Consider the following 22,282-nt stretch of genomic DNA (forward strand, 5'->3'; position numbering starts at 1 on the left):
TGGGTCATTATCAAATTTATGGATCCGACCGACCCGCAGGAACTGACCGAGACGGCGCAAAGCGTTCTGACCTTCCTTTTGGAAGCTGCGCTGGACCTGTGGCAGGAATTGTTGCGCCCGTGGACGGTGTATCAGCTGGCCATCGCGGCGGCGATCTTTGCCGTGGCGTGGATGCTGGCGCTGGCGCTGCGGCCACGGCTGGGCGACTGGCTGCGCACCCGCGAGAACTGGCCGAAATGGCGGTTGCGGATCGGGCTGATCGTGCAGCGCCGGATGCGCATGGTCTTCTTCGTCGCGATGATCTGGGTGGTCTATTACGTGATGCGCGAGGTCACGTGGCCGTCGCGCTCGATCCTGATCGGGGTGCTGGCGCGGCTGACGACGGCGTGGCTGTTCATCGCCTTCGCGACGCGGCTGATCGCCAACCCCTTTCTTAGGTTCATCGCACGCTATGGCGCGTGGACATGGGCGACCCTGTCGATCCTTGGCTGGACGGACGAGGTGCAGGGCTGGCTGGACAGCGTGGCCTTCACCATGGGCGAGACGCGCTATTCGCTGTGGCTGCTGGTCAAGGCGGTGGTGATGATGATGGTCATGCTGGGCGGTGCCCGGCTGCTGACCTCGGCCTCCAGCGCGTCGATCAAGGCGAACAAGGATATCAGCCCCTCGATGCAGGTGCTGGCGGTCAAGGTGCTGCAAGTCGTGCTGTTCGGCGCGGCGTTCTTCATCGCGCTGAAATCGGTGGGGGTGGATCTGACAGGCTTGGCCGTCCTGTCCGGGGCGATTGGTGTCGGCTTGGGCTTTGGCCTGCAAAAGGTGGTGTCCAACCTCGTGTCCGGCATCATCATCCTGCTCGACAAGTCGATCAAGCCGGGCGACGTGATCTCGCTCGGCTCGACCTTTGGCTGGATCGAGAGCCTTGGCGCGCGCTATGTCAGCGTCGTCACCCGTGACGGCAAGGAATACCTGATCCCGAACGAGGACCTGATCACTGGCCAAGTGGTCAACTGGTCCCATTCGAACGAATTCGTCCGGCTGGATATCCATTTCGGCACCTCCTATCACGACGACCCGCACAAGGTGCGCAAGATCGCCATCGAGGCCGCCAAAAGCGTCGACCGGGTGCTGAGCTTCAAACCGCCGGTCTGCCATATCGTGGGCTTTGGCGATTCAAGCGTGGATTACATCCTGCGCTTCTGGATCACCGACCCGACCGGGGGCCTGACCAACATTCGGGGGAACGTGTTTCTGGCGCTTTGGGACGCGTTTCAGGCGAACGGAATCTCCATTCCTTTCCCGCAGCGCGAGGTCCGCCTGCTGGATACGGAAAAACCTGCCGAGGATGCGCAAAACTGAGGCGTTTCGAGGCGGCTGTTAACCTGACGTAAAATGTTTGCCGTGCAGGGTTGGGACATGTCTCGATCCGACGGAATATGGCGCAATGCGCGCACGCATCCCTACGTGGATGACAGCGGTCCGCAGGTGCCGCCCCGGGGGCTGTCCTCTGAGGGCAGGAACTCTCTCTGGAAAGGGCTGGCGCGGCTGCTGCGCGGCAAGCGCCCGGCAAAGCCGCCCAGCCCGCCCGAGATCTATCGCAGGGGCTGACCTTAGCCTACGACCTCACCGACCAGTATCTGCGGCTTGGCATCGGTGAAGTTCGGGATGTCATCCAGCAGCGGCTGGGCCCCTTGCATGGCGGCGTCAAAGGCGGTCTGATCCTTGAACACCATGCTGGCAATCGCGTAATAGCCCGGCGGTGTGTCGGGCCCGCCTGCGAGCCCCTTGGTCACCAGCTTGCTGGCTATGTGCGGGCCCCATGCCTTGCCGACCAAATCCATATGGGTGGTCAGGTAGTAGTCGTAATCGAATGTCGTCCCGGTGCTTGCCGGATAGATGACTTGTAGCGAAACCGTCATGAAATCGTCCTCCTCCAAAGTCGGGACAGTATAGCAGTCTTCGGCTTTCGACGGGGAAGTCATTTGTGACGAGGGGTCGCTCTACCCAATGGTCGTGCAACTGTGCATAGTTCCGGCAAACAGAACCGGGAGCACATCATGGACGATATCTTTATCCTCAGCGGGGCACGGACCGCGATCGGCACCTTTGGCGGGTCGCTGGCGGGCACACCCCCCATCGAATTGGGCACCGCCGCCGCCAAGGCGGCGCTGGAGCGCGCCGGTGTCGAGGGCGGGCAGATCGGGACGGTCGTCTTTGGTCATGTCATCAACACCGAGCCGCGCGACATGTATCTGAGCCGCGTCGCGGCGATGCAGGCCGGTATTCCCGACACGGTGCCTGCGATGAACGTCAACCGGCTGTGTGGCTCGGGCGCGCAGGCGATTGTCTCGGCGGTGCAGGCACTGGCCATGGGGGATGCGGATTTTGCGTTGGCCGGTGGGGCCGAGAACATGTCGCGCAGCCCCTATATCGTGCCGGATCAGCGCTGGGGCGCGAAGATGGGGGATATCCGCACGCTGGACATGATGCTGGGCGCGCTGAACTGCCCGTTTGGCACCGGGCATATGGGCGTGACGGCGGAAAACGTCGCCGCCGAGCATGACATCAGCCGCGATGCGCAAGACGCGTTCGCGCTGGAAAGCCAGAACCGCGCGGCGGCAGCCATCGAGGCGGGCTATTTCGACGAGCAGATCGTGCCGGTCGAAGTGCGGGTGAAGCGCGACATGGTGCCGTTTGCCCGCGACGAACACCCCAAGGCGACGACGCTGGAGGCGCTGGGCGGTCTGAAGACCGTGTTCCAGAAGGATGGTACCGTGACGGCGGGCAATGCCTCGGGCATCAACGATGGCGCGGGCGCGGTGGTGCTGGCGCGTGGCGATGCGATGGAAAAGGCCGGGCTGAAGCCCCGGGCGCGGGTTCTGGGCTATGCCCATGCGGGTGTGCGCCCCGAGGTCATGGGCATCGGCCCTGTTCCGGCTGTCGAGGCGCTGCTTGCGCGCACCGGCCTGTCGATCTCCGATTTCGACGTCATCGAGTCGAACGAGGCTTTTGCGGCGCAGGCTTTGGCGGTGAACAAGGGGCTGGGTCTGGACCCGGCGAAGGTCAACCCGAATGGTGGGGCGATTGCCTTGGGTCACCCGGTGGGGGCGACCGGCGCGATCATCACCGTCAAGGCGCTGTATGAGCTGGAGCGGATCGGCGGCTCGAAAGCCCTGATCACCATGTGCATCGGCGGCGGTCAGGGCATCGCGCTGGCCATCGAGCGGGTCTGATCCGGAGCGGGGCCGGGGGAGACCCCCGGCCTAAGATCTGTCATGTGGCTATCGGGGCTGGTCCGTGGACTGGCCCCTTATTGTGTGAGTTCGATGGAAACGCGGCCCGCATCGCCGTTGGTGTCGATCACCGAGAGGGTGGTGAAGCCGGGGCCGGTGATCGGGGCGGTGAATTCCGGGCGGTGCAGGCCGGTGGCAAGGACCTCGCCGTCGGCGATCAGCGTATAGGGGGCGCGGCCCCCGCGCAGCTTGACGGGGATGCCGTATGGGCTGGCCGCCAGCGTCGCGCCTTCGGGGGGGAAGGTGAGTTGCAGGGCGGGCGTGCTGACGCGGTTGCCGAAGCGTTGCAGGGGTGCGGGCAGCTGGGCGTTGCCGACCATCAGCGTTTCGGGGGGCGGCGGTGGCAGGGGGGTGTGCTTGACGCGTCCCAGCGCCTCGAACAGCAGGGGCGCGGCGAGGTCGCCGCCAAAGGCGCCCGGCACGGGGGTGCCGTCGGGGCGGCCGATCCAGATGCCCGCCACATGGCGCCCGTCCCAGCCGATGGCCCAGGCATCGCGGTGACCGTAGGACGTTCCGGTCTTGTAGGCGACCTTTCCGGCCGGTCCGGCGGAGGCGGGCGGGGCGAGACCGGCAAGGATATGCCCCACCTGCCAGCTGGCGGCGGGAGAGAGGATGCGGTTGCCGGTTTGCGGCGCGCTGGCCTGCCAGCGCAGGGGCAGGGTGTTCCCGCCGCGGGCCATGGTGGCGTAGAGCTGGACCATCTCTTCGAGCGTGACGCCGACGCCGCCGAGCGAGACGGCAAGGCCGGGGGCGCCGCCTTGCAGTGCGGGTTTCAGCCCGGCACCCTTGAGGGAGGCCATGAGATGCGCCGGGCCGAGGGCTTCGGTCAGGCGGACGACGGGGATGTTCAGCGACAGTTGCAGGGCGCGGCGGACCGGCAGCTCGCCACGGAATTCGCCGTCGAAGTTTTGCGGCGCGTAGCTGCCGAATTGCACCGGCGCGTCGAGGATCAGGGTTTCCGGGTGCGCCAGCCCGCGGTCGAAGGCCAGCCCGTAGACCAGCGGTTTCAGCGTCGAGCCGGGGGAGCGTTGCGCCTGTGTCATATCGACGAAGCCCTGCCCTGCCGCCTTGGTATAGTTGGCCGAGCCGATGGAGGTCAGGATATCTCCGGTCTGATGATCGGCCAACACCAGCGCCACGGACAGGCGCGGGTCGCGGCCTGCCATGTAGCGCTTGACGAGCTTTTCGAGACTGGTTTGAAGGGGGCGGTCGATGGTCAGGTCGTGCCGTCCGGGGCCAAGCGCCAGCGCGCGGTCGGCCATGTGCGGGGCCAGTTGCGGCATCGGCTGGCGGCCCTTGGGCGCCGGGTCGAGCTGGTCGGAACGCGCCGCCGCCATCGGGATCACCCCATCGCGGGCCATGCGCAGCAGCACGCGGTTGCGGGCGATCTTTGCCGCCTCGGGGTGGCGGTCGGGGCGGCGGCTTTCGGGGGCTTGCGGCAGGGCCACCAGCAGCGCCGCCTCGGCCGGGGTCAGGCGGGCCGGTTCCTTGCCCAGCCAGATCAGGGAGGCGGCGCGCAGCCCCTCGACATTGCCGCCATAGGGGGCGAGGCGCAGGTAGAGTTGCAGAATTTCGTCCTTGGACAGGCGACGTTCCAGCGCCAGCGCCAGCCGCATCTGCGCCAGCTTGCCGCCCCATTGCCCGGTCGTGCCATCGGTCAGCAGCCGCGCCACCTGCATGGTCAGGGTCGAGGCGCCCGAGACGATTTCACCGTATTGGACATATTGCAGCCCGGCGCGCGCGGTGGCGAGCCAGTCGATGCCGGCGTGGCGGTAAAACCGCTTGTCCTCGTAGGCGATCAGCATGTCGAAGAACAGCGGGTCGACGGCGTCGGGGCTGACCTCCATCCGCCAGATGCCGTTTTCCACCGTGTAGGCGCGCAGCAGGTGGCCGTCGCGGTCGCGCATCTCGGGGGAGGTCGCATGGACCAGCGTCGGGATCGGCGTGGCGTCGATCCATGCGTCGACCCGGTCGCGCGTGAAGGCGGCGAGCCAGAGGGTCAGGGCAAGGATCAGGAGGCGTTTCATGTGGCGAGGTCGATTGGGTATTTGGAAAGAGAAGAAGACAGTGGCTTGGTGCTGAAAAGGGGAAGGCGGGGCTATGGGTCCCCGGCTTGCCAGAGGCCGGGATAGTGGGTGACGAAGCCGTGCTCGTCGACCTTGAGATGGGTCTTGAAATCGCTTTCCTCGGCCTCGTAGAGCACGAGCCCGCCGCGTTCGCGGGTATAGCTTTGATGCAGCGGTGACAGCAGCGGGCCGGGCAGGCGCAACCACGCGGCGCAGGTGGTCAGCCTGCCGACCTGCGGCAGACGGCGCAGTGGCATGAGGTTGGTGGCGGGGGTAAAGCTGAGGTCGATATCCTCGGCTCCGGTCAGGTCCGGTTGCAGGCGGTCGTTCAGGGACCAGTCCGCGCCCGAGCGGGCCAGATGCCAGCCCACGGTTTCACCCGCGTAGTCGCCGGTGATGTCGGCGGAGGTGGTCAGCCAATCGGCATCGGTGCGGATGACATAGTCGAGCGCGGCCCAGCCGTGGCCGTCGCGGAAGCGCGCATGGCCCACCAGCATCCAGCCCTGTCCGGCGTCGACCAGACGGCAGGTGTCCTCGCCGTCGCGGTCGAGGGCGCGCCAATGGGCCTTGGCGATCGTCTCGGTCAAGGCAGCACCGTCACGGTGCCGGAGGCCGTGGTGGCTCGGAAATCGGGTCTGTACATATCCTCGACCAACGCCGCCGGATGATGGAAGGTTCCGGGGGAGACGGCGCGCAGCATATAGGCCAGCCTCACGGGTTTGGTGCCGCCGTAATCCAGCGCCGCGATGAAGCGGTCGGTGCGGAATTCGCTATGCTCGGCCTGCATGGTTTCCAGCCAGTCCAGCGCCTTGATGTCACCGGCGCGCAGGAGCGAGGGGTTGTCGATCTCGAACCCGGCGGGCAGGGCGTCGTCGACGATCAGGCGGGCGCGGGTCTTGTCCGCCGGTTTGATCGTCAGGACGGCGACCATGCGGGTGCCTGCCTTGATGTCGCCGGTGATCTCTTCGCCGTCGAGCGTGTAGTAGGCGCGGGTCAGCGCGTAGCCATAGCCACCCGCCTCGGTCGCGCCGTCGGGGATGCCGAGGGTCGTCAGGGTGATGTCTGTGGGCGTGGCGGCGGTGTTCTTGACCGTCATCGGCACCAGCGTCTCGCCCTCGATCCGGCGGACAAACGGCCCGGCCAGCGGTTGACCGTCCACCTCAAGGCCCGAGACGGACGGGTCCTGCACCATGGCGTGGGCGGCCAGCAGCGCCCAGCTTTGTTCCTGCGTGGACAGGGGGCGGTTGGCGGCGCTAATGCGGCTGACCAATGCGTCACGGTTGACCGCGTCAGAGCGCGCCTCGACCGCGAGCGACAGGATCCCGGCGGCGTCGCGCACGGTTGAGCCGAAGTCGATGCGATACAGGCTTGCCGGGCGGGTCGGCGTGGCGGCGATGCGGGCTGCGGCCTTGCCGAACATCTTGTCGGCGCGCGGCTGGTCGCCATAGCTGGCCAGCGCCGCGCCCAGTTGCGCCTGCGCCAAGGGCGTGCCGAAATTGTCGGCGCGCTCGTCGGCGTAGTAGCGCAGGTCGCCCATGGCGGCGGCCCCTTCGCGCGCCAGCACCATCAGCGCATAGGCGATATCCTCGCCGCCATCGTCGAAGTCCGACGCATAGGCGATGCGGTTCTTGAGGTTGTCGAGCGCGTTCTGGAAGGCGAGGTCAGGCACCTGATGCCCGGCGCGTTTGGCGCGCGACAGGAAGTCGGTGACATAGGCATCCAGCCACGTGTCGCCGGAATAGGCGCCCCACAGGCCAAAGGCACCGTTGGGGGCTTGGCGCGTCAGGATCTGCTCGATGGATTGGGCGATGCGTTGGTCCATCCGCGCGGTGTCGCCAAGGCCGAGCGGTTCGGCGATGGAGGACATGTAAAGGAGCGGCAGCGCCTTGGACGTAACCTGTTCCGTGCAGCCATAGGGGTAGCGGTCGAGCGCGGCCAACAGGCCGGGCGCGTCGAAACGGGCGAGGGGACCAGCGGAGATCAGCGCCTCGGACCCTGTCAGGCGGAGCCCGGCAAAGACCTCGCGATCCAGGGTGAAGGTCTGACCGGGGGCCAGCGACAGGCGGCGGGTGGCCCCAACGGCAGGGTCATTGGCACGGACGCCAAGGGTCAGGGTTTTGGTCAGTTGCTGACCGGACGGGGTTTGCAGGGCGATCTGGATCACGTGGTCGCCCACCAGATCGGCCTTCAGCGGGATGTCCAGCGTGGTCTTGCCGCCCTCGGTCAGGGTGACGCGCTGCGATTGCGCGATGCCCATCCCATCGGAGGTGACGGAGAGGGGCATTTCCCCGGCCTGACCCTTGGCATGGGTGAGTTCCAGCAGCAGGCGGGATTGATCGCCGGGGGCGAGGAAGCGGGGCATCGACGCAGAGATCACCACCGGGTCGCGCACCAGCACATCGGTTTCGGCTGCGCCCACGGCGGTGGGGGACCATGCGACGGCCATCAGTTTCACGGTGCCGTTGAAGTCGGGAATCTGGAATTCCACCTTGGCCTTGCCATCCTGCACGGCGACGGGGCCGGAGAAGAAGGCGACGATCGCTTCGGTCGGCGGGGGCGATTGCATCCGCATCGACGCCGCGCCATCGCCGCCCGAGCGGACTGCGCCCATTGCACCGTTCATACCGTCGATCAGGCGGCCATACATGTCGCGGATTTCCACGCCCAGACGGCGCTGGCCGAAATAGTGCGCGGCAGGATCGGGGGATTTGAAACCGGTGAGGTTGAGGATACCCACATCGACAGCGGCGACGGTGACAAAGGCCTGACCATCGGGGGCATCGATATTGACGGTGGCCCTGAGCGCGCTGCGCGGGTCGGATTCGGCGGGCGCGTCAAAGCTGACAGCCAGCTTGCGCGCGCCGGGATCGACGGCGGCATGGGTCAGGCCCAGCGAGCGGGCCGGGTTCTGACCGGCGGCGACATCCATCGGGCGGATGACCTGCGCCGTGACATAGACACCCGCGCCCCAATCATCGGTGACGGGCAGTTGCAGGGTGTTCTCACCCTCCGCCACGTCGACGGCCTGCATGGAGATCACGCGGTCGGCCAGCACGGTGACCAGCGCCTTGCCCGCGTAGCGCGGGACCATGCGCAGGGTCGCGGTGTCGCCGGGCTTATACGCGACAGCATCCAGCGACATTTCCAGCATATCGGGGGTGTCCTGCGCGGTCACGGGGGCATACCACCCGGCGTAGAAATCGGTCGCGGCGGCGAGATACGGCCCATCGGTGCGTTCCACCACCAGCTCATAGCGGCCCCACTCGACGTCACCGGCAACGCTCAGCGGCTCAGCCCCGAGCGTGCCCTCGCCACGGGCTACGGTTTCGCGGGTGGTGATCGGCTCCCACCGCCAGTTGCCGTAGCGCTGATACCATTGGTAGCGGGTGTTCACCCGGTTCAGCCGCCATTCCACCTGCATCGCCCGCGGTTGCAGGTCCGGGCCAAGGGCGATCACGTCAAACCGCGCCTCTGCGCCTTCCCCCAGATCGCCGTCAAAGGCGGGGCGGATGCCGATCATCGGGGTCGGGGGCGCAACGGGGCGGGTGATCTCACGCTCGACCGGGCGACCGGAGGCCTCGGACAGGCGCAGGGTGATGCGGGCGCTCATCGGGCGACCCAGCGCATCGAGTTCCGGGATCGGCAGGGGTAGGGTGGCATTGCCGTCGGCATCCGTCACCAGACCGGCGTCAAAGCTGTTGGTGCGATAGTCATTCTGGTCGTCGTAGCGGCCAAAGCGGTAGCGGGGGAAGCCGTCCAGCGTGGTCGCGGTGCTCATCCGCAATTCGCCCTCGATCTTCAGATCGGCACCGGGCGCGCCATACAGATAGTTGGCGGCGACGGTCAGGTCGGGCGGGGACAGCGGGTTGATCGGCCCCTCGGGCAGGGTCAGGTCGAAGTCGATGCGCTCAGGCACGAAATCCTCGACCAGCAGGGTGCGGGTGGTCAGCGGCTCGGCCTTTGGGTCGGCATGGATCGCCAGCCGCCACGTGCCGCGCGGCGCGCTGTCGCCGACCGGCAGATCAAAGACATGGCCACCCGCCTGACCGCCATCGCTGACATGGCGCGAATATTCGACACCATCGGGGCGGGTGAGGATCGCGGTCAAAGGCACATCGGGAATGGCCGCCGCAGTCGCGTCGCGCAGCAGGGTCGTGGCGTGGATCACCTCTCCGGCGCGGTAGACACCGCGATCAGTGGCAAGGAAGGCATCCATCGCTCCCGCAGGTGCGCGCCCCTCGACACCGCGATCCGACAGGTCAAAGGCCGGGTCGGTCAGCGACAGAAATGCGATGTCCTCATCGCCCTGTTTCGCCATGACCAGGGCGGGGGCAGAGCCATCCTCGCCCCGCAAGAGGCCGGGGGCGAAGCGGGCAACGCCCTCCGCATCCGTCATGGCCGATCCAAGCAGGCGGTTCGCGGTGGCGTAAAGCTGGACCTCGACGCCTTCCATCGCGCCTGCAGTGCGCAGGTCGCGGGCAAAGACGGTCAGCCCGTCGGTGCCCTGCATGGTGGTCAGGCCGATATCGGACAGGATGAACCACTGGCTGGACTGGGCGTTGTTGTAGTCACGCTCACCCGGTTCGCGCGCAGCGAGCAGATAGATGCCCGCAGGCAAGTCGCCCAAGGCCTCGCCCATGGGCAAGCGGGTCAGCATGTCGGTGTTCAGCTCGTTCTGAACCTCGCCTGTGCCCTCCCAAATCTTCTCGCCCAAGGTGCGCTCGATATATTCGTCATCGCCGTAGCGCAGCGGCTCGCCGAAATACTGGTCGCGCATGGCGGCGATCAGGTTGCGGTCGGACAGGCGGGACAGGGTCAGATCGACCTCGGACAGGTTGACCGTCTCGATGGGAATGCCTGCATCCGGGGTGCGCGGCAGCACATAGGCCCGGCCCGGAAAGCTGATGCGGGGGGAGCGGTCGCGCACATAGGTGGTGATGGGCACATCCTTGACCAGCTTTTCGCCCGACGCGGCGGGCAGACCGGCGCGGAAGGTCACGGTATAGCGCGATCCGTGCTGGACACCGGTGATGCAGATGCGGCTGTCATCGGCGCTGACGGCGAGTTTCGGATCGGGCAGGCGCACATAGGGCGCATAGTCCTGACCGGCCCGCACCAGCGCCTCGGAGAATTGCGCGCAGATACGGGGCTCGGCCGAGTCCGCCTCCACCTGATGCTCGGTGATGCGGAAGCCGTATTTGCCGATGGCCTTGTCCAGCGCCTCTTCGATCTCGGCGGTGTTCGAGATATCGAACGCCATGCGCAGGGGTTCGATCATCTCGCGCCCGCGGCGGTTTTCTTCGAGCCCCAGCGCGATGCGGTGCAGGGCGCGGGCGCGCAGGGCGTCGTCGTCGGCACGTAGGTAGGCGTTGATCGCGCCATGCAGGGCGCGATCGACATATTTGTCCTGTTCCGAGCCTTTCAGCACCATCGCATAGTCCCACGACCAGTCCGCATATTGCTGCCAGTGCTCGGCCGCGTCGGTCTGGGCCAGCGCCGCGCCGGTCCAGTTGATGGCGTCATAGCGGTTGCCGGCGGTCTGCGCGTCGGCGGCGGCGGTCAGCAGGGCCTCGACCGTGTATTGCCCACCGGCATGGCGCAGGGCCAAGGCGGTGGCTTCGTTCCGGGCCTGTGCAAAGTCGCTGTCGCGCAGAAAGCGGATTTCGGCCCGGCGCAGGGCGGCGCGGGCTTGCGCTTCCTCGCCGGTCTCGATCACGCGGCCAGAGATCGCGCCGTTATAAGCCTGCCGGTCGCTGACGCCGCTTTTGGGGAAACAGGCATTGGAGCGGGTGTTGAAGGTAAAGGCGACGCATTGCGGATCGTTCAGACAAAGCCGCTCGCAAGCGCCATAGCTGGTGTCGAACAGCGCCTGAAGGTCGGAGCCGTAATAATCGATATCCCGCGTCACGACGATCCGCCGGTCCGGAATGGCGGTCTGGGCCTGCACGGTGGCCGGGCCGGACAGGCCGATCAGGGCCGCGAACAGGCCAAGAGCAAAGCGACGCATGGGAAAGCTCCTTTTCGATCAATGATCGTATGGTGGCACCACCCTAGCAAACCGGCAAGGATTCGCCGGTCCGGCATTCCATACCAATTTTGTTCCACCCCGGCGCCCATGGCGCGATCGGTGCCGGGAAAGGTACAACCTTTAAGCGGTTCTTCACCCCAATCGGGCAAAGCTGGCGACGGATTCTGGAGGACCGCGTATGGATCTGGCGGAAACGCTGGCCAAGGAACGCCGCGCGCGGCTGGCGGCGGAACGCTTGCTTGAACTCAAGCAGGCCGAGCTTTTCGAGGCCAATCGAAAGCTCGGGAAACATGCGCTCAAGCTGAGCCACGAGATCAAGGAAACGCGCGTCCTCGTCGAAGAAACCAAGTCCGAGAACATGCGCGTCAAATCCGAACTGGGGCAGGTGACCGAGCAATACGAGGTCGTCACCGAACAGCTTTGGGCGGCGCTGGAAACCGTGCAGGACGGCTTTGCCATGTTCGACGCGGAGCGCCGGATGGAACTGGCGAATCCGGCCTATCTGCAAATCTTCGAGGGGCTCGAACATGTCGGGCCGGGGATTTCCTATCCCGACCTGCTCGGCACGCTGGTCGACGAGGGGCTGGTGGACCTTCAGGGCGTTAGCGCCGAGGACTGGATGGCGCGCATGCTGACCCGCTGGGACAAGGACCCGATCCCGGTGGAAATGCTGCGGCTGTGGAACGGCCAGTTCATCAAGATGCAGGATCGCCACCTGCCCGATGGCGGCGTCGTGTCACTCTGTGTCAACATGACCGAGTTGATGCGCATGTGGTCGGCGATGCAGGAAATGCCGGATGGGTTCGTGATCTACGATTCCGATGACCGGCTGCTGATGTGCAACGAACCCTACCGCGAGATGTACAAGGCCTCGGCCCCCGCCATCGTCCCCGGCGCCACGTTCGAGGAAATCCTGCGCTACGGGCTGGAAACCGGCCAGTACAAGGACGCAATCGGCCGCGAGGAGGAGTGGCTGGAAGAGCGCCTTGAGGCGCACCGCGACGCGGAATCCGAGCTGGAACAGCAGTTGGAGGACGGGCGCTGGCTGCGCATCTACGAACGCGAGACCTCGGATGGGGGGCGGGTCGGCCTGCGGGTCGACATCACCCAGATCAAGGAGGATCAGAAGCGCCTCAAGGAGGCGATGAACCGCGCCGAGGCCGCGAACAGGGCGAAATCCGCCTTCCTCGCCAATATGAGCCACGAGATACGCACCCCGATGAACGGCGTCGTCGGCATGGCCGAGCTGATGGCCGATACCGAGCTGTCGGAGGAACAGCAGCTGTATCTCGACACGATCAAATCGTCGGGCGAGGCGCTGCTGGTCATCATCAACGACATCCTCGATTATTCCAAGATCGAGGCGGAAAAGCTGATCCTGCATGCGGAGCCCTTTGACCTCGAACGCGCCATCCACGAGGTGGTGATGCTGTTGCAGCCCACCGCGCGCGACAAGGCCATCCAGTTGCTGGTGGATTACGACATGTTCATGCCGACGCGTTTCGTCGGCGATACCGGGCGCATCCGGCAGGTGCTGACCAACCTTCTGGGCAACGCGGTGAAGTTCACCGTCGAGGGGCATGTGCTGGTGCGGGTCGTGGGCTTTGACGAGGAGGACGGGCGGACCTCGATCCATGTCACGGTCGAGGATACGGGGATCGGCATCCCGGCGGACAAGGTCGACCACGTCTTTGGCGAGTTCAATCAGGTCGAGGACGAGCGCAACCGCAAGTTCGAGGGCACCGGGCTGGGGCTGGCCATCACACGGCGGCTGGTCGAGATGATGGATGGCGAGATGTGGGTGGAGTCCGAGCTGGGCCGGGGCAGCTGTTTCGGCTTCCGCATCCTGCTGCCCGCCGACGAACCCGCCGTCTACCAGTCCGCGCGCCTGCCAGAGGGGTTGAAGCGGGTGCTGGTCGTCGACGATCACTCGGCCAACCGGATGATCCTGTCGAAGCAGCTGGATATCCTCGGGCTGGAGACGGATTATTGCAGCACCGGGTCCGAGGCCTTTGACCGGCTGGCCGTGCCGCCCGACCTGATGGTGGTGGAACAGGAACTGCCGGACATGGAGGGGATCGAACTGGTCGAGCAGATGGCGCGCGCGGGCTATTCGATCCCGGTGGTGTTGCTGTCGGACCATCCCGGCCAGATCCCGGTGGCCGAGGGGGTGCACCTGCAGGCGGTTCTGCAGAAACCCGCGCCGCGCGGGGCGCTGTTCAAGGCGCTGGAACAGGTGCAAACCGTCGCCCAGCCCGCCCGGGCCGTCAGTCGGCAGACCCCGGCCGCCCCTTCAGGCTTACCCGAGGCGGCGCTGCTCGACGTGCTGGTGGCCGAGGACAACAAGACCAATCAGCTGGTGTTTTCCAAGATGGCCAAGGGGTTCGACGTCGCCTTGCGCTTTGCCAATAACGGGATCGAGGCGGTGGAGGCGTTCCGCAAGAGGCGGCCGGACATGATCTTCATGGATATTTCGATGCCACGGATGGATGGCAAGCAGGCGACGCGGGAAATCCGCGCGATCGAGGGCGACGGGCCGCATGTGCCGATCATCGCGGTGACGGCGCATGCGATGGCGGGCGACCGCGAGGGCATTTTGGAGGCGGGGCTGGACGATTACCTGACCAAGCCACTGCGCAAGGCGGAACTGGCGAAGAAGATCGCGCTGTATGCGAAAGCCCCGCACCGGGCGGCGTCGTGACGGGGGAGTGATGCCGGGCGTGCGCTCTGCCCCGGCCCCTCGCGCATCAGGCCTCTGCCGGGCGGACGAAGACGGGGCCGTCGGGCTTGCTCAGATCGGGGCGGTAGACGTAGCCGCCGCTGTCGAAATCCTGCACGGCGGCGGCGTCGGTCAGCCGGTGCTGGATGATGAACCGCGCCATCGCGCCTCGGGCACGCTTGGCGTAGAAGGACACGATCTTCGGCCCGCCCGGCTTGTCTTCCATGAAGACGGGGGTGATCACGCGCAGCTTCAGCGCCTTGAGGTCGACCGCGCCGAAATATTCCTGACTGGCGCAGTTCACCAGAACGTCGGTCCCCAGCGTCTCGGCCTGCGCGTTCAGCGCTTCGGCGATGCGCGGCCCCCACCAGTCATACAGGTTGCGCCCGCGCGGGTTTTTCAGGCGTGAGCCCATCTCCAGCCGGTAGGCCTGCATCGCGTCGCGCGGACGCAGCACGCCATAAAGCCCCGAGAGGATGCGCAAATGATCCTGCGCCCAGTCCATTTCCTCGCCGTCCAGCGACGCGGCTTCCAACCCCTGATAGGTATCCCCGGCAAAGGCCAGCGCGGCGGGGCGCACGGCCTCGCCCGAGGGCGCCTCGCTGTAATCCTGAAACCGCTGCCAGTTCAGTTTCGCAAGGTCGTCCGAGATATGCATCAGCTTGCCCAGTGCATCCTTGGACAGGTCGCGCGCGACCTCGGCCAGCGCGTTCGCCTGATCGGCGAACACCGGTTCGGTCATCGTCTCTTTGCGTTCCGCCCAGTCCAGCTTTTTCGCTGGCGACACCACCACAAGCATCGCAATCCTCCTATATGTCGGGACGGGACTTAGTCCGCTTGCGACAGGATTTCCAGAAAGGCCGGACCGAAACGGTCAGTGCGCTTGTCGCCAAGGATGCGTTCCATCGACGACAGGCAATCGGGCCGCTGTTCCGCGACCTTCGCCAGCAGTGAAGCCGAGCAACTGAGCGGCTTGTCCGTGCCATCCGCCCCGCGCATCAGGTCGGTTTGCGCCTCCAGCAGGGCATCATATAGCGAACCCGCCTTGCGCCCGGCCAGCTTGCGGCGCATCGGGTGGACCTCTTCGACGGAGCCGGTCAGAACCTCAAGGAAGGCGGTGCCGTAGCTGTCCAGCTTCTTGGCCCCGACGCCGGAAATCCCCATCAGCGCGTCCAGTGTCTGGGGGCGCTTCTCGGCCATTTCGACGAGGGTCCGGTCGTTGAAGATCATGTAGGGCGGCAGCCCGGCCTCGCGCGCCAGCGCAGTTCGGCGGGCCTTGAGCGCCGACAGCATCGGCGCGTCATCGTCGGACACCAACGCCTTGACCGCGGGGCGGCGGTCGGCGGCGCGTGTCAGTACGTCCTTGCGCAGCTTGATGGTTTCTTCGCCCCGCAGGATCGGCAGGGCGCGGTCGGTCATCACCAGCGCGCCATGGCGGTCGGCATCGGGGCGGATCAGGTCAAAGCCCATCATCTGCCGGAACACCGCCTGCCATTGTGCCTTTTTCAGGTCCTTGCCGACGCCGAACGTGGGCAATTGGTCATGGTTGCGCTGCATGACCTTGTCCGTCTCGTTTCCGAGAAGAATGTCGATCAGGTGCCCCATTCCAAAGCTTTCCTGCGTGCGCAGCGCGGCGGACAGAGCCTTGCGGACGGGTTCGGTGCCGTCGAATGTCTCGGGCGGGGTGTCACACAGGTCGCAATTGCCGCAGGTCTCGGGCGCGTCCTCGCCGAAATAGGCGAGCAGCGCGCGGCGGCGGCAGCCCAGCGCCTCGGCGAGACCCAGAAGCGCGTTCAACCGGCCATGATCGGCGGTGCGACGTTCGGGAGGCGCGTTTCCCTCGTCGATCTGGGCGCGGCGCAGGCGGATGTCCTCTGGCCCGTACAGGGTCAGCGTCTCGGCGGGCGCACCGTCGCGCCCGGCGCGGCCGATCTCCTGATAATAGGCCTCGATCGATTTCGGCAGGTCGGCATGGGCGACCCAGCGGATGTCGGGCTTGTCGACGCCCATGCCAAAGGCGACGGTGGCGCAGACGATCAAGCCGTCTTCGGTGGCAAAGCGGTGTTCGACGTGGCGGCGCGCATCCGGGTCCATGCCGCCATGGTAGAAGGTCGCCTGATGGCCGTCCTCGGACAGGGCGCGGGCCAGTCCTTCGGTCTTGTTGCGGGTGCCACAATAGACGATCCCGGCGCGGCCCCGGCGGGCGGCGGCGTATTTCAGGATTTGCGCGCGGGGGCTGTCCTTGGGCTGAAAGGCGAGGTGCAGGTTGGGCCGGTCGAAGCCCCGCAGAAAGGTGTCGGGCTGCACACCGCCAAACAGGCGCGTGACGATCTCGGCCTGCGTCTCGGGGTCGGCGGTGGCGGTGAAGGCGGCCAGTGGCACGCCCAAGGCGTTCTTCAATTCGCCGATACGCAGGTAATCCGGGCGGAAATCGTGGCCCCATTGGCTGACGCAATGCGCCTCATCAACAGCAATCAGGCCAACTCCGGCGGTGTGCAGCATCCGCTGCGTGCCGCCTGAGGCCAGCCGTTCGGGCGCGAGATACAGCAGCTTCAGCTCGCCCGCGTGCATCAGGCGCCAGACCTCGTCGTTTTCCTCTTCGGTGTTGCCGGAGGTCAGGGCCCCCGCCGCCACACCGGCCTCGCGCAAGCCGCGCACCTGGTCGCGCATCAGGGCGATCAAAGGTGAAATGACAACGGTGATCCCGCCACGCATCAAGGCAGGCAGTTGGAAACACAGGGATTTGCCGCCGCCGGTGGGCATGATGGCCAGCGTGTTGCGGCCCTGCGCCACGGCCTCGACGATCTCGCCCTGACCGGGGCGAAAGGCATCGAAACCGAATATCTCTTTCAGAAGCGCCTCTGCCGAGGCGATGTCACGGGGCATGTCTGTCGGGCTTTGTCGCTATATCTGCTCTGCGCGCGACAGTCTCATACCATGGATAGGTTGATCAAGTCAGAACAGGTCAGAACGAGTAGAAGAACCCGGCATTGGTCGTCAGAATGATTTGCAGGGCATAGAGCCCGACCAGAAAGATCAGCGGCGCAAGGTCAAGCCCGCCCATCGGCGGCAGGACGCGGCGGATGCGCGAATAGATCGGCTCCAGCAGGCGGTTCAGGCCATCCCAGATCTGCGCGACCAGCGGCTGACGCAGGTTGAGGATCTGGAAATTGATCAGCCAGCTCATGATCACATGGGCAATGACGATGAACCAGACGATGTTCAGCAGCATCATGATGATCTTGTACAGCGACTCCATCTCCGGCCCTTCCCTAGCGTGACGTTGCATCCCACCTAAGCGCGGCGTGGCAAAATCGCAAGTCTGCCGCCGCGTCTTGGTTGACGCGGCTGCCGCGGCGCAGCAACACGGGCACAAAGGAGACCTCCGCATGTACCCGTTCTTTCGCCTGTTCAAGGACATGGCCCGCGCCCGCAAACAGCCCCGGCTGGGCCTGTATGACACCCATGTCTCGCATCACCTCTGCCTGCCTTGGGACTTGGACATGTGGAACGAGCTGAACAATGGCCGGACGCTGACGCTGTACGATCTGGGGCGCATCCCCTTTGCGCAGCGCACCGGGCTGATCGACCTGCTCAAGCAGGAGAAGTGGGGCCTGACCATCGCCGGATCGGTGGTGCGCTATCGCCGCCGCGTGCGCGGCATGGACCGGATCGAGACGCGCTCGCGCCTTCTGGGGTGGGACCGGCGGTTCATGTATATCGACCAGTCGATGTGGAAGACGAATGGCGAATGCGCCTCTCACGCGGTGTTCCGCGCGGCGGTCACCGACAAGAACGGCATCGTGACCACGGACCGCATCCTTGCGGCGTTGGGCAATGACGACCCCGCGCCAGAGCTGCCCGACTGGGTCGCCAAGTGGATCGAGGCCGAAGACATGCGGCCTTGGCCGCCGCAAACGACGGCCTGAGGATGGACGGCGCCCCCTTGCCTTAACCGTCGTCACGGGGTTCTATCGCGCCCAAGGCAAGGGGACGCGCCATGGGACAGATTTCGACACGCAAGCGCATCTGGGGTTGGGCGTTCTTTGACTGGGCGCAACAGCCCTACGCAACGCTCGGCCTGACCTTCATCTTTGCGCCGTTCTTTGCCGCCGTGGCGACCGATGCGCTGGTGGCGCAGGGCGCCAGCCTCGACGATGCCAAGGTTGACGCGCAAACCATGTGGTCCTCGGCGCAGACGCTGGCCGGTTTGGTCATCGCGTTTTCCGCACCCTTCCTCGGCGCATGGGCGGATGCCTCGGGGCGCAAGCGCCCGTGGATCACGCTCTTCACCTCGCTCGCGATCCTCTGCGCCGCCTGCCTGTGGGTCCTGCAACCGGATGGCACGAACCTGATGCTGGCGCTGACGCTGTTCTGGGTGGGCTTCGTGTTCTCCGAAGCGGCGTTCAACCTCAACAACGCCTTCCTGCCCGATCTGGGCACGCCCGAAGAGGTCGGGCGCATTTCCGGCGGGGCGACGGCGTTTGGCTATTGGGGCGGCGTGGTCTCGCTGTTCCTGATGCTGCTGTTCTTCGCCGAGAACGAGACGGGCAAGACATTGATCGACCTCGCGCCAGCCTTCGGCCTTGACCCCGAGCAGCGCGAAGGGACGCGCTTCGTCGGGCCGTTCATCGCGATCTGGTTCGCTGTCTTCCTGATCCCCTTCCTGCTCTGGACCCGCGAGAACCCCGCGATCAAGCGCACCCGGCCGAAATTCCAAGAGGTGCTCAGCCAGCTTTGGGTCAGCATTTGCCGCGTGGGCAAGCAGCCCTCGACCCGCAATTTCCTGCTGGCCTCGCTGTTCTATCGCGACGCGCTGACCGCGCTCTATGCCTATGGCGGCATCTATGCGCGGCAGGTGTTGGACTGGCAGACCATCCAGATCGGCATCTTTGGCATCATCGCCGCCATTGCCGCCGCGCTCCTGTCGTGGATCGGGGGGATGGCGGATCAGCGGTTCGGGCCCAAACCCGTCATCGCCTTCTGCATCTGGTCGATGGTCGGGGTCGGTTGCATCATCGTCGGCATGTCGCGCGAACACCTGTTCGGCATCCCGCTGACCGAGGGGTCGCTGGTGCCGGACATCTTGTTCTACTTCTGCGGCGCTGCGATCGGTGGCGCGGGCGGGGCGCTATATAGCGCGTCTCGGTCGATGATGGTGCGCCACGCGGACCGGGACTATCCCGCCGAGGCATTCGGCCTGTTCGCCTTTGCGGGCAAGGCGACTGCCTTCCTTGCCCCGGCCCTGATCACCTTGTTCGGAGTGCTCACGAACTCCAACCAACTGGCATTTTTGCCGGTGATCTTCCTTTTCCTCATCGGGTTGTTTCTGCTACGCTACGTTCATCCAGACGGAGCACGCTCTACATGATCCGCACAGTTCTTTCCCTGACCTTGATCACCGCGCTGGCTGCTTGCAGCCCCGGTCCGCGCGACATTTCCGGCGAGCGCATGGCGACGCCAAAGCTTGACCCGGTGATCGCCTCGAAATCCGCCAAGCAGCTGTTCGGCTATACCGACGGCGCGTCCCGGCAGGCCGCGCAGCCGCATGGCTCCTACGCCAAGGGCTGCCTCGCCGGGGGCGTGCAACTGCCCGAGACCGGCCCGACTTGGCAGGCCATGCGGCTGAGCCGCAACCGCAACTGGGGCCATCCCGAACTGATCGACTACGTGCAGGACCTGTCCCGCAAGGCGGCGCAGCAACCGGGGTGGAGCGGGCTCTACGTGGGCGACATGAGCCAGCCGCGCGGTGGTCCGATGCTGACGGGCCATGCCAGCCACCAGATCGGGCTGGATGCCGACATCTGGATGCTGCCCGCTGACGATCTGAATCTGTCGGCCAATGCGCGGGAAAAGATCTCGTCGATCTCGACCCGGCGCAGTTCCGGCGCCTATGTGAACAACAATTGGACCCGCGCCCATCACGAAATCCTCAAGGCCGCCGCCAGCGACCCGCGCGTGGCGCGGATCTTTGTCTTTCCCGGCGCCAAGGTGCAGATGTGCAACGATGAAAAGGGCGACCGCAGCTGGCTGCGCAAGATCCGGCCGTGGTACGGGCATCACTATCACTTCCACGTCCGGCTGAGCTGCCCCAAGGGTGCGGCGGGCTGTGTCGATCAGGCCGCCCCGCCGCCCGGTGACGGCTGTGCCGATGCGCAGGACTGGGTGAACAACATCCTCAACCCGCCGCCGCCCAAGCCCGTCGATCCGAACGCGCCCAAGCCCAAGCCCAAGCGGGAACTGACGCTGGGCGACCTGCCCGGGCAATGCGCTGCCGTGCTGGCCGCGAACTGAGGGGTTTTCATGAGGTTTCGCATCAGCGCCATTGCGGCGCTGCTCGCGCTTGGCGGGTGCATTGCCGGGCTCGATCCGTCGTATGACGGCCCGAAGGCGCGGTTTGCCGGGTCCTACGAATGGCTGCCATCCGAGCATCACCTCGGTGGGTTTTCTGGCCTTGAACTGTCCGACGATGGCGCGCGGCTTCATGCGGTCAGCGACCGCGGCGGGCTGGTAACGGCGCGGATCACGCGCAAGGAGGGCAGGATCGTGGCCGTCGAGGCCGATCCGCCACGGCCCCTGACGCGGCGCGACGGTCAGCCGATCTCGGGGTTTCGGGCCGATGCCGAGGGGCTGGCGATCCTGCCCGACGGGCACATGCTGGTCTCTTTCGAAGGGTTTCACCGGGTCTGGATGTATGACGGGTCGGGCAAGGCGATCCCGCTGAAGCTGGAAAAGTGGTTCCGCGATATGGGCGGGAATTCCGGTTTCGAGGGGCTGGCCGTGGATGCGCAGGGCCGCCCGCTGGTGATCCCCGAGAAATCCGGCCAGCTGACGCGGGCCTTTCCGGTCTGGCGGCTGGACGGCGACGCCTGGCGCAACCCGTTCGACATTCCGCGCTCGGGCGGGTTCCTGCCGGTTGGGCTGGATTTCGGACCGGACGGGCGGCTGTACCTGCTGGAGCGGCTCTTTACCGGGTTCGGCTTTGCCAGCCGGGTGCGGCGCTTCACGCTGGAGAACGACCGCATCACTGCCGAGGAAACACTGATGCGCAGCGCGGTCTGGCAGCATGACAACCTCGAAGGGCTGGCGGTCTGGCGCGACGACACCGGGGCGATCCGGTTGACGATGATCTCGGACGACAATTTCCGGTCGATCCAGCAGACCCAGATCGTCGAATATGTCCTGAACGCAAAGTAGGATGGGTGATCACCCATCCTACCCCTTGCACGACTCAGGCAACCGCTATAGGGCCACCCCGTCCGAAAGGGCCAAGTCCCCGCAACCTTGCTAAAACGGGTATACCCATGACCAGCAAATACCTTCCCGGCATCCTTGCCATGGCCGCCATCGTCGTGGCCGCGAATATCGGCGTGCAGTTCCTGCTTTTCGACGGCCTCCTGACATGGGGCGCCTTCACCTATCCGCTGACCTTCCTCGTCACCGACCTGATGAACCGCGTCTACGGCGTGCAGGCCGCGCGCAAGGTCGTGCTGGCCGGTTTCGTCACCGGCGTCATCTGCTCGTTGATCGGCAGCCAGATCATGTTGCAGGGCGACGGCTATGAATACGCCGCCGTGCCGTTGCGGATCGCCGTGGCCTCCGGCCTCGCCTTCCTCGTCGCACAGCTGACCGACATCACCGTGTTCGACCGCCTGCGCGGTGGCGCGTGGTGGCGTGCGCCTCTGGTCTCGTCCGTCGTAGGCTCTGCGCTGGACACGGCGCTGTTCTTCACCATCGCCTTTGCCGCGGTCATCACCGTGTTCGGGCCGGGTGCCGACAGCGCGATCAACTGGGCGTGGGAAAGCGTTCCGTTCATGAACTTTGGCCCGGCGCTGCCGCTTTGGGTCACGCTGGCCTTTGCCGACTGGCTGGTCAAGATGACGCTGGCGCTGATCGCTTTAATCCCGTTCCGGGTGATCGTTTCGAAGGCGGCGGTAACGGAAAATTTCGCATGAAATGAAAAAAGACTTTGTGGATCACCGAGGTCGTGCCAACATGATCTTGCGTTTCAAACAGCTGAAAGGAGGTGATCCAGTGTCTATTGAGGTATTGGAGAAAGGTGTCGGAACAGTTCGAGGAACCACGACCTAGGGCAGCCCCTGGGAACGTTTGGTCCCGAATTGGCATCGCCTAACTGGCCCTGCCTCCTACGCTTCGAAGGGTCGCCTTGAGCAGGGCG

The 22,282-nt window shown here is 65.7% G+C and carries 16 protein-coding genes; 9 read left to right on the plus strand and 7 right to left on the minus strand.

The window, feature by feature from the left end; genetic code table 11:
* Positions 1-18 precede the first annotated feature (18 nt).
* The gene (locus D8Z78_RS07295; protein WP_121629478.1) at positions 19-1,356 is read left to right on the plus strand and encodes a mechanosensitive ion channel family protein; all 1,338 of its coding nucleotides are present in this window, start codon (positions 19-21) and stop codon (positions 1,354-1,356) included.
* 57 nt (positions 1,357-1,413) lie between these two features.
* The gene (locus tag D8Z78_RS07300) at positions 1,414-1,605 is read left to right on the plus strand and encodes a hypothetical protein (RefSeq protein ID WP_128910744.1); all 192 of its coding nucleotides are present in this window, start codon (positions 1,414-1,416) and stop codon (positions 1,603-1,605) included.
* A 2-nt stretch (positions 1,606-1,607) separates the two neighbouring features.
* Here the strand turns inward: D8Z78_RS07300 and D8Z78_RS07305 are convergent, their stop codons facing one another.
* A complete protein-coding gene (locus D8Z78_RS07305) occupies positions 1,608-1,916 on the minus strand; it encodes an EthD family reductase (protein WP_121629480.1) in 309 nt (102 codons plus the stop codon).
* Between the two features lie 138 nt (positions 1,917-2,054).
* Here D8Z78_RS07305 and D8Z78_RS07310 point away from each other — a divergent pair, with 138 nt between their 5' ends.
* Positions 2,055-3,230 carry an acetyl-CoA C-acyltransferase family protein gene (locus D8Z78_RS07310; RefSeq protein ID WP_121629481.1) on the plus strand — a complete coding sequence of 392 codons (1,176 nt, stop codon included), beginning with the start codon at positions 2,055-2,057 and terminating at the stop codon, positions 3,228-3,230.
* 77 nt (positions 3,231-3,307) lie between these two features.
* Here D8Z78_RS07310 and pbpC read toward each other — a convergent pair whose 3' ends face one another.
* From pbpC to D8Z78_RS07325, 3 genes are all read right to left on the minus strand, one after another.
* On the minus strand, positions 3,308-5,317 hold the full coding sequence (gene pbpC, locus D8Z78_RS07315) for a penicillin-binding protein 1C (protein WP_121629482.1): 2,010 nt from the start codon (positions 5,315-5,317) through the stop codon (positions 3,308-3,310).
* A gap of 71 nt (positions 5,318-5,388) precedes the next feature.
* Positions 5,389-5,943 carry a putative glycolipid-binding domain-containing protein gene (locus D8Z78_RS07320; protein ID WP_121629483.1) on the minus strand — a complete coding sequence of 185 codons (555 nt, stop codon included), beginning with the start codon at positions 5,941-5,943 and terminating at the stop codon, positions 5,389-5,391.
* Positions 5,940-11,363 carry an alpha-2-macroglobulin family protein gene (locus D8Z78_RS07325; RefSeq protein ID WP_121629484.1) on the minus strand — a complete coding sequence of 1,808 codons (5,424 nt, stop codon included), beginning with the start codon at positions 11,361-11,363 and terminating at the stop codon, positions 5,940-5,942. Before D8Z78_RS07325 ends, D8Z78_RS07320 begins: the two co-directional genes overlap by 4 nt.
* Before the next feature lie 199 nt (positions 11,364-11,562).
* Between D8Z78_RS07325 and D8Z78_RS07330 the strand changes: the two genes are divergently transcribed.
* Entirely contained in the window at positions 11,563-14,085 is a 2,523-nt protein-coding gene (locus D8Z78_RS07330) for a response regulator (protein ID WP_121629485.1), read from the plus strand.
* A 46-nt stretch (positions 14,086-14,131) separates the two neighbouring features.
* Here D8Z78_RS07330 and yaaA read toward each other — a convergent pair whose 3' ends face one another.
* From yaaA to D8Z78_RS07345, 3 genes are all read right to left on the minus strand, one after another.
* Positions 14,132-14,902, minus strand: coding sequence for a peroxide stress protein YaaA (yaaA, locus tag D8Z78_RS07335; RefSeq protein WP_121629486.1), 771 nt, complete (start codon positions 14,900-14,902; stop codon positions 14,132-14,134).
* Between the two features lie 29 nt (positions 14,903-14,931).
* Positions 14,932-16,989 carry a DNA helicase RecQ gene (gene recQ / locus D8Z78_RS07340; RefSeq protein WP_206169649.1) on the minus strand — a complete coding sequence of 686 codons (2,058 nt, stop codon included), beginning with the start codon at positions 16,987-16,989 and terminating at the stop codon, positions 14,932-14,934.
* A 79-nt stretch (positions 16,990-17,068) separates the two neighbouring features.
* Positions 17,069-17,362 (minus strand): YggT family protein, encoded by a 294-nt coding sequence (locus tag D8Z78_RS07345; RefSeq protein ID WP_121629487.1) that lies wholly within the window; start codon positions 17,360-17,362, stop codon positions 17,069-17,071.
* Positions 17,363-17,492: 130 nt separating this feature from the next.
* Here D8Z78_RS07345 and D8Z78_RS07350 point away from each other — a divergent pair, with 130 nt between their 5' ends.
* The 5 genes from D8Z78_RS07350 (at position 17,493) to D8Z78_RS07370 (ending at position 22,058) form a co-directional block, all read left to right on the plus strand.
* Positions 17,493-18,032 (plus strand): acyl-CoA thioesterase, encoded by a 540-nt coding sequence (locus D8Z78_RS07350; protein ID WP_121629488.1) that lies wholly within the window; start codon positions 17,493-17,495, stop codon positions 18,030-18,032.
* 71 nt (positions 18,033-18,103) lie between these two features.
* Entirely contained in the window at positions 18,104-19,474 is a 1,371-nt protein-coding gene (locus tag D8Z78_RS07355; protein WP_121629489.1) for an MFS transporter, read from the plus strand.
* Positions 19,471-20,397 (plus strand): penicillin-insensitive murein endopeptidase, encoded by a 927-nt coding sequence (gene mepA / locus D8Z78_RS07360; protein WP_121629490.1) that lies wholly within the window; start codon positions 19,471-19,473, stop codon positions 20,395-20,397. Before D8Z78_RS07355 ends, mepA begins: the two co-directional genes overlap by 4 nt.
* A gap of 9 nt (positions 20,398-20,406) precedes the next feature.
* Positions 20,407-21,300: an esterase-like activity of phytase family protein gene (locus D8Z78_RS07365; RefSeq protein WP_121629491.1), complete on the plus strand. Its 894-nt coding sequence runs from the start codon at positions 20,407-20,409 to the stop codon at positions 21,298-21,300.
* A 107-nt stretch (positions 21,301-21,407) separates the two neighbouring features.
* Positions 21,408-22,058, plus strand: coding sequence for a queuosine precursor transporter (locus D8Z78_RS07370; protein ID WP_121629492.1), 651 nt, complete (start codon positions 21,408-21,410; stop codon positions 22,056-22,058).
* The last annotated feature ends 224 nt before the right edge of the window (positions 22,059-22,282 follow it).

Source organism: Tropicibacter alexandrii, from assembly GCF_003667315.2.
Taxonomy (GTDB): domain Bacteria; phylum Pseudomonadota; class Alphaproteobacteria; order Rhodobacterales; family Rhodobacteraceae; genus Tropicibacter; species Tropicibacter alexandrii.

Excerpts from the sequence above, each read along its gene's own strand:
- D8Z78_RS07345 (WP_121629487.1), bottom strand. The coding sequence starts at position 17,362 with ATGGAGTCGCTGTACAAGATCATCATGATGCTGCTGAACATCGTCTGG.
- recQ (WP_206169649.1), bottom strand. The coding sequence starts at position 16,989 with ATGCCCCGTGACATCGCCTCGGCAGAGGCGCTTCTGAAAGAGATATTC.
- D8Z78_RS07305 (WP_121629480.1), bottom strand. The coding sequence starts at position 1,916 with ATGACGGTTTCGCTACAAGTCATCTATCCGGCAAGCACCGGGACGACA.
- D8Z78_RS07370 (WP_121629492.1), top strand. The coding sequence starts at position 21,408 with ATGACCAGCAAATACCTTCCCGGCATCCTTGCCATGGCCGCCATCGTC.
- D8Z78_RS07325 (WP_121629484.1), bottom strand. The coding sequence starts at position 11,363 with ATGCGTCGCTTTGCTCTTGGCCTGTTCGCGGCCCTGATCGGCCTGTCC.
- yaaA (WP_121629486.1), bottom strand. The coding sequence starts at position 14,902 with ATGCTTGTGGTGGTGTCGCCAGCGAAAAAGCTGGACTGGGCGGAACGC.
- pbpC (WP_121629482.1), bottom strand. The coding sequence starts at position 5,317 with ATGAAACGCCTCCTGATCCTTGCCCTGACCCTCTGGCTCGCCGCCTTC.
- D8Z78_RS07330 (WP_121629485.1), top strand. The coding sequence starts at position 11,563 with ATGGATCTGGCGGAAACGCTGGCCAAGGAACGCCGCGCGCGGCTGGCG.
- D8Z78_RS07295 (WP_121629478.1), top strand. The coding sequence starts at position 19 with ATGGATCCGACCGACCCGCAGGAACTGACCGAGACGGCGCAAAGCGTT.
- D8Z78_RS07365 (WP_121629491.1), top strand. The coding sequence starts at position 20,407 with ATGAGGTTTCGCATCAGCGCCATTGCGGCGCTGCTCGCGCTTGGCGGG.
- D8Z78_RS07310 (WP_121629481.1), top strand. The coding sequence starts at position 2,055 with ATGGACGATATCTTTATCCTCAGCGGGGCACGGACCGCGATCGGCACC.
- D8Z78_RS07350 (WP_121629488.1), top strand. The coding sequence starts at position 17,493 with ATGTACCCGTTCTTTCGCCTGTTCAAGGACATGGCCCGCGCCCGCAAA.
- D8Z78_RS07355 (WP_121629489.1), top strand. The coding sequence starts at position 18,104 with ATGGGACAGATTTCGACACGCAAGCGCATCTGGGGTTGGGCGTTCTTT.
- D8Z78_RS07300 (WP_128910744.1), top strand. The coding sequence starts at position 1,414 with ATGTCTCGATCCGACGGAATATGGCGCAATGCGCGCACGCATCCCTAC.
- mepA (WP_121629490.1), top strand. The coding sequence starts at position 19,471 with ATGATCCGCACAGTTCTTTCCCTGACCTTGATCACCGCGCTGGCTGCT.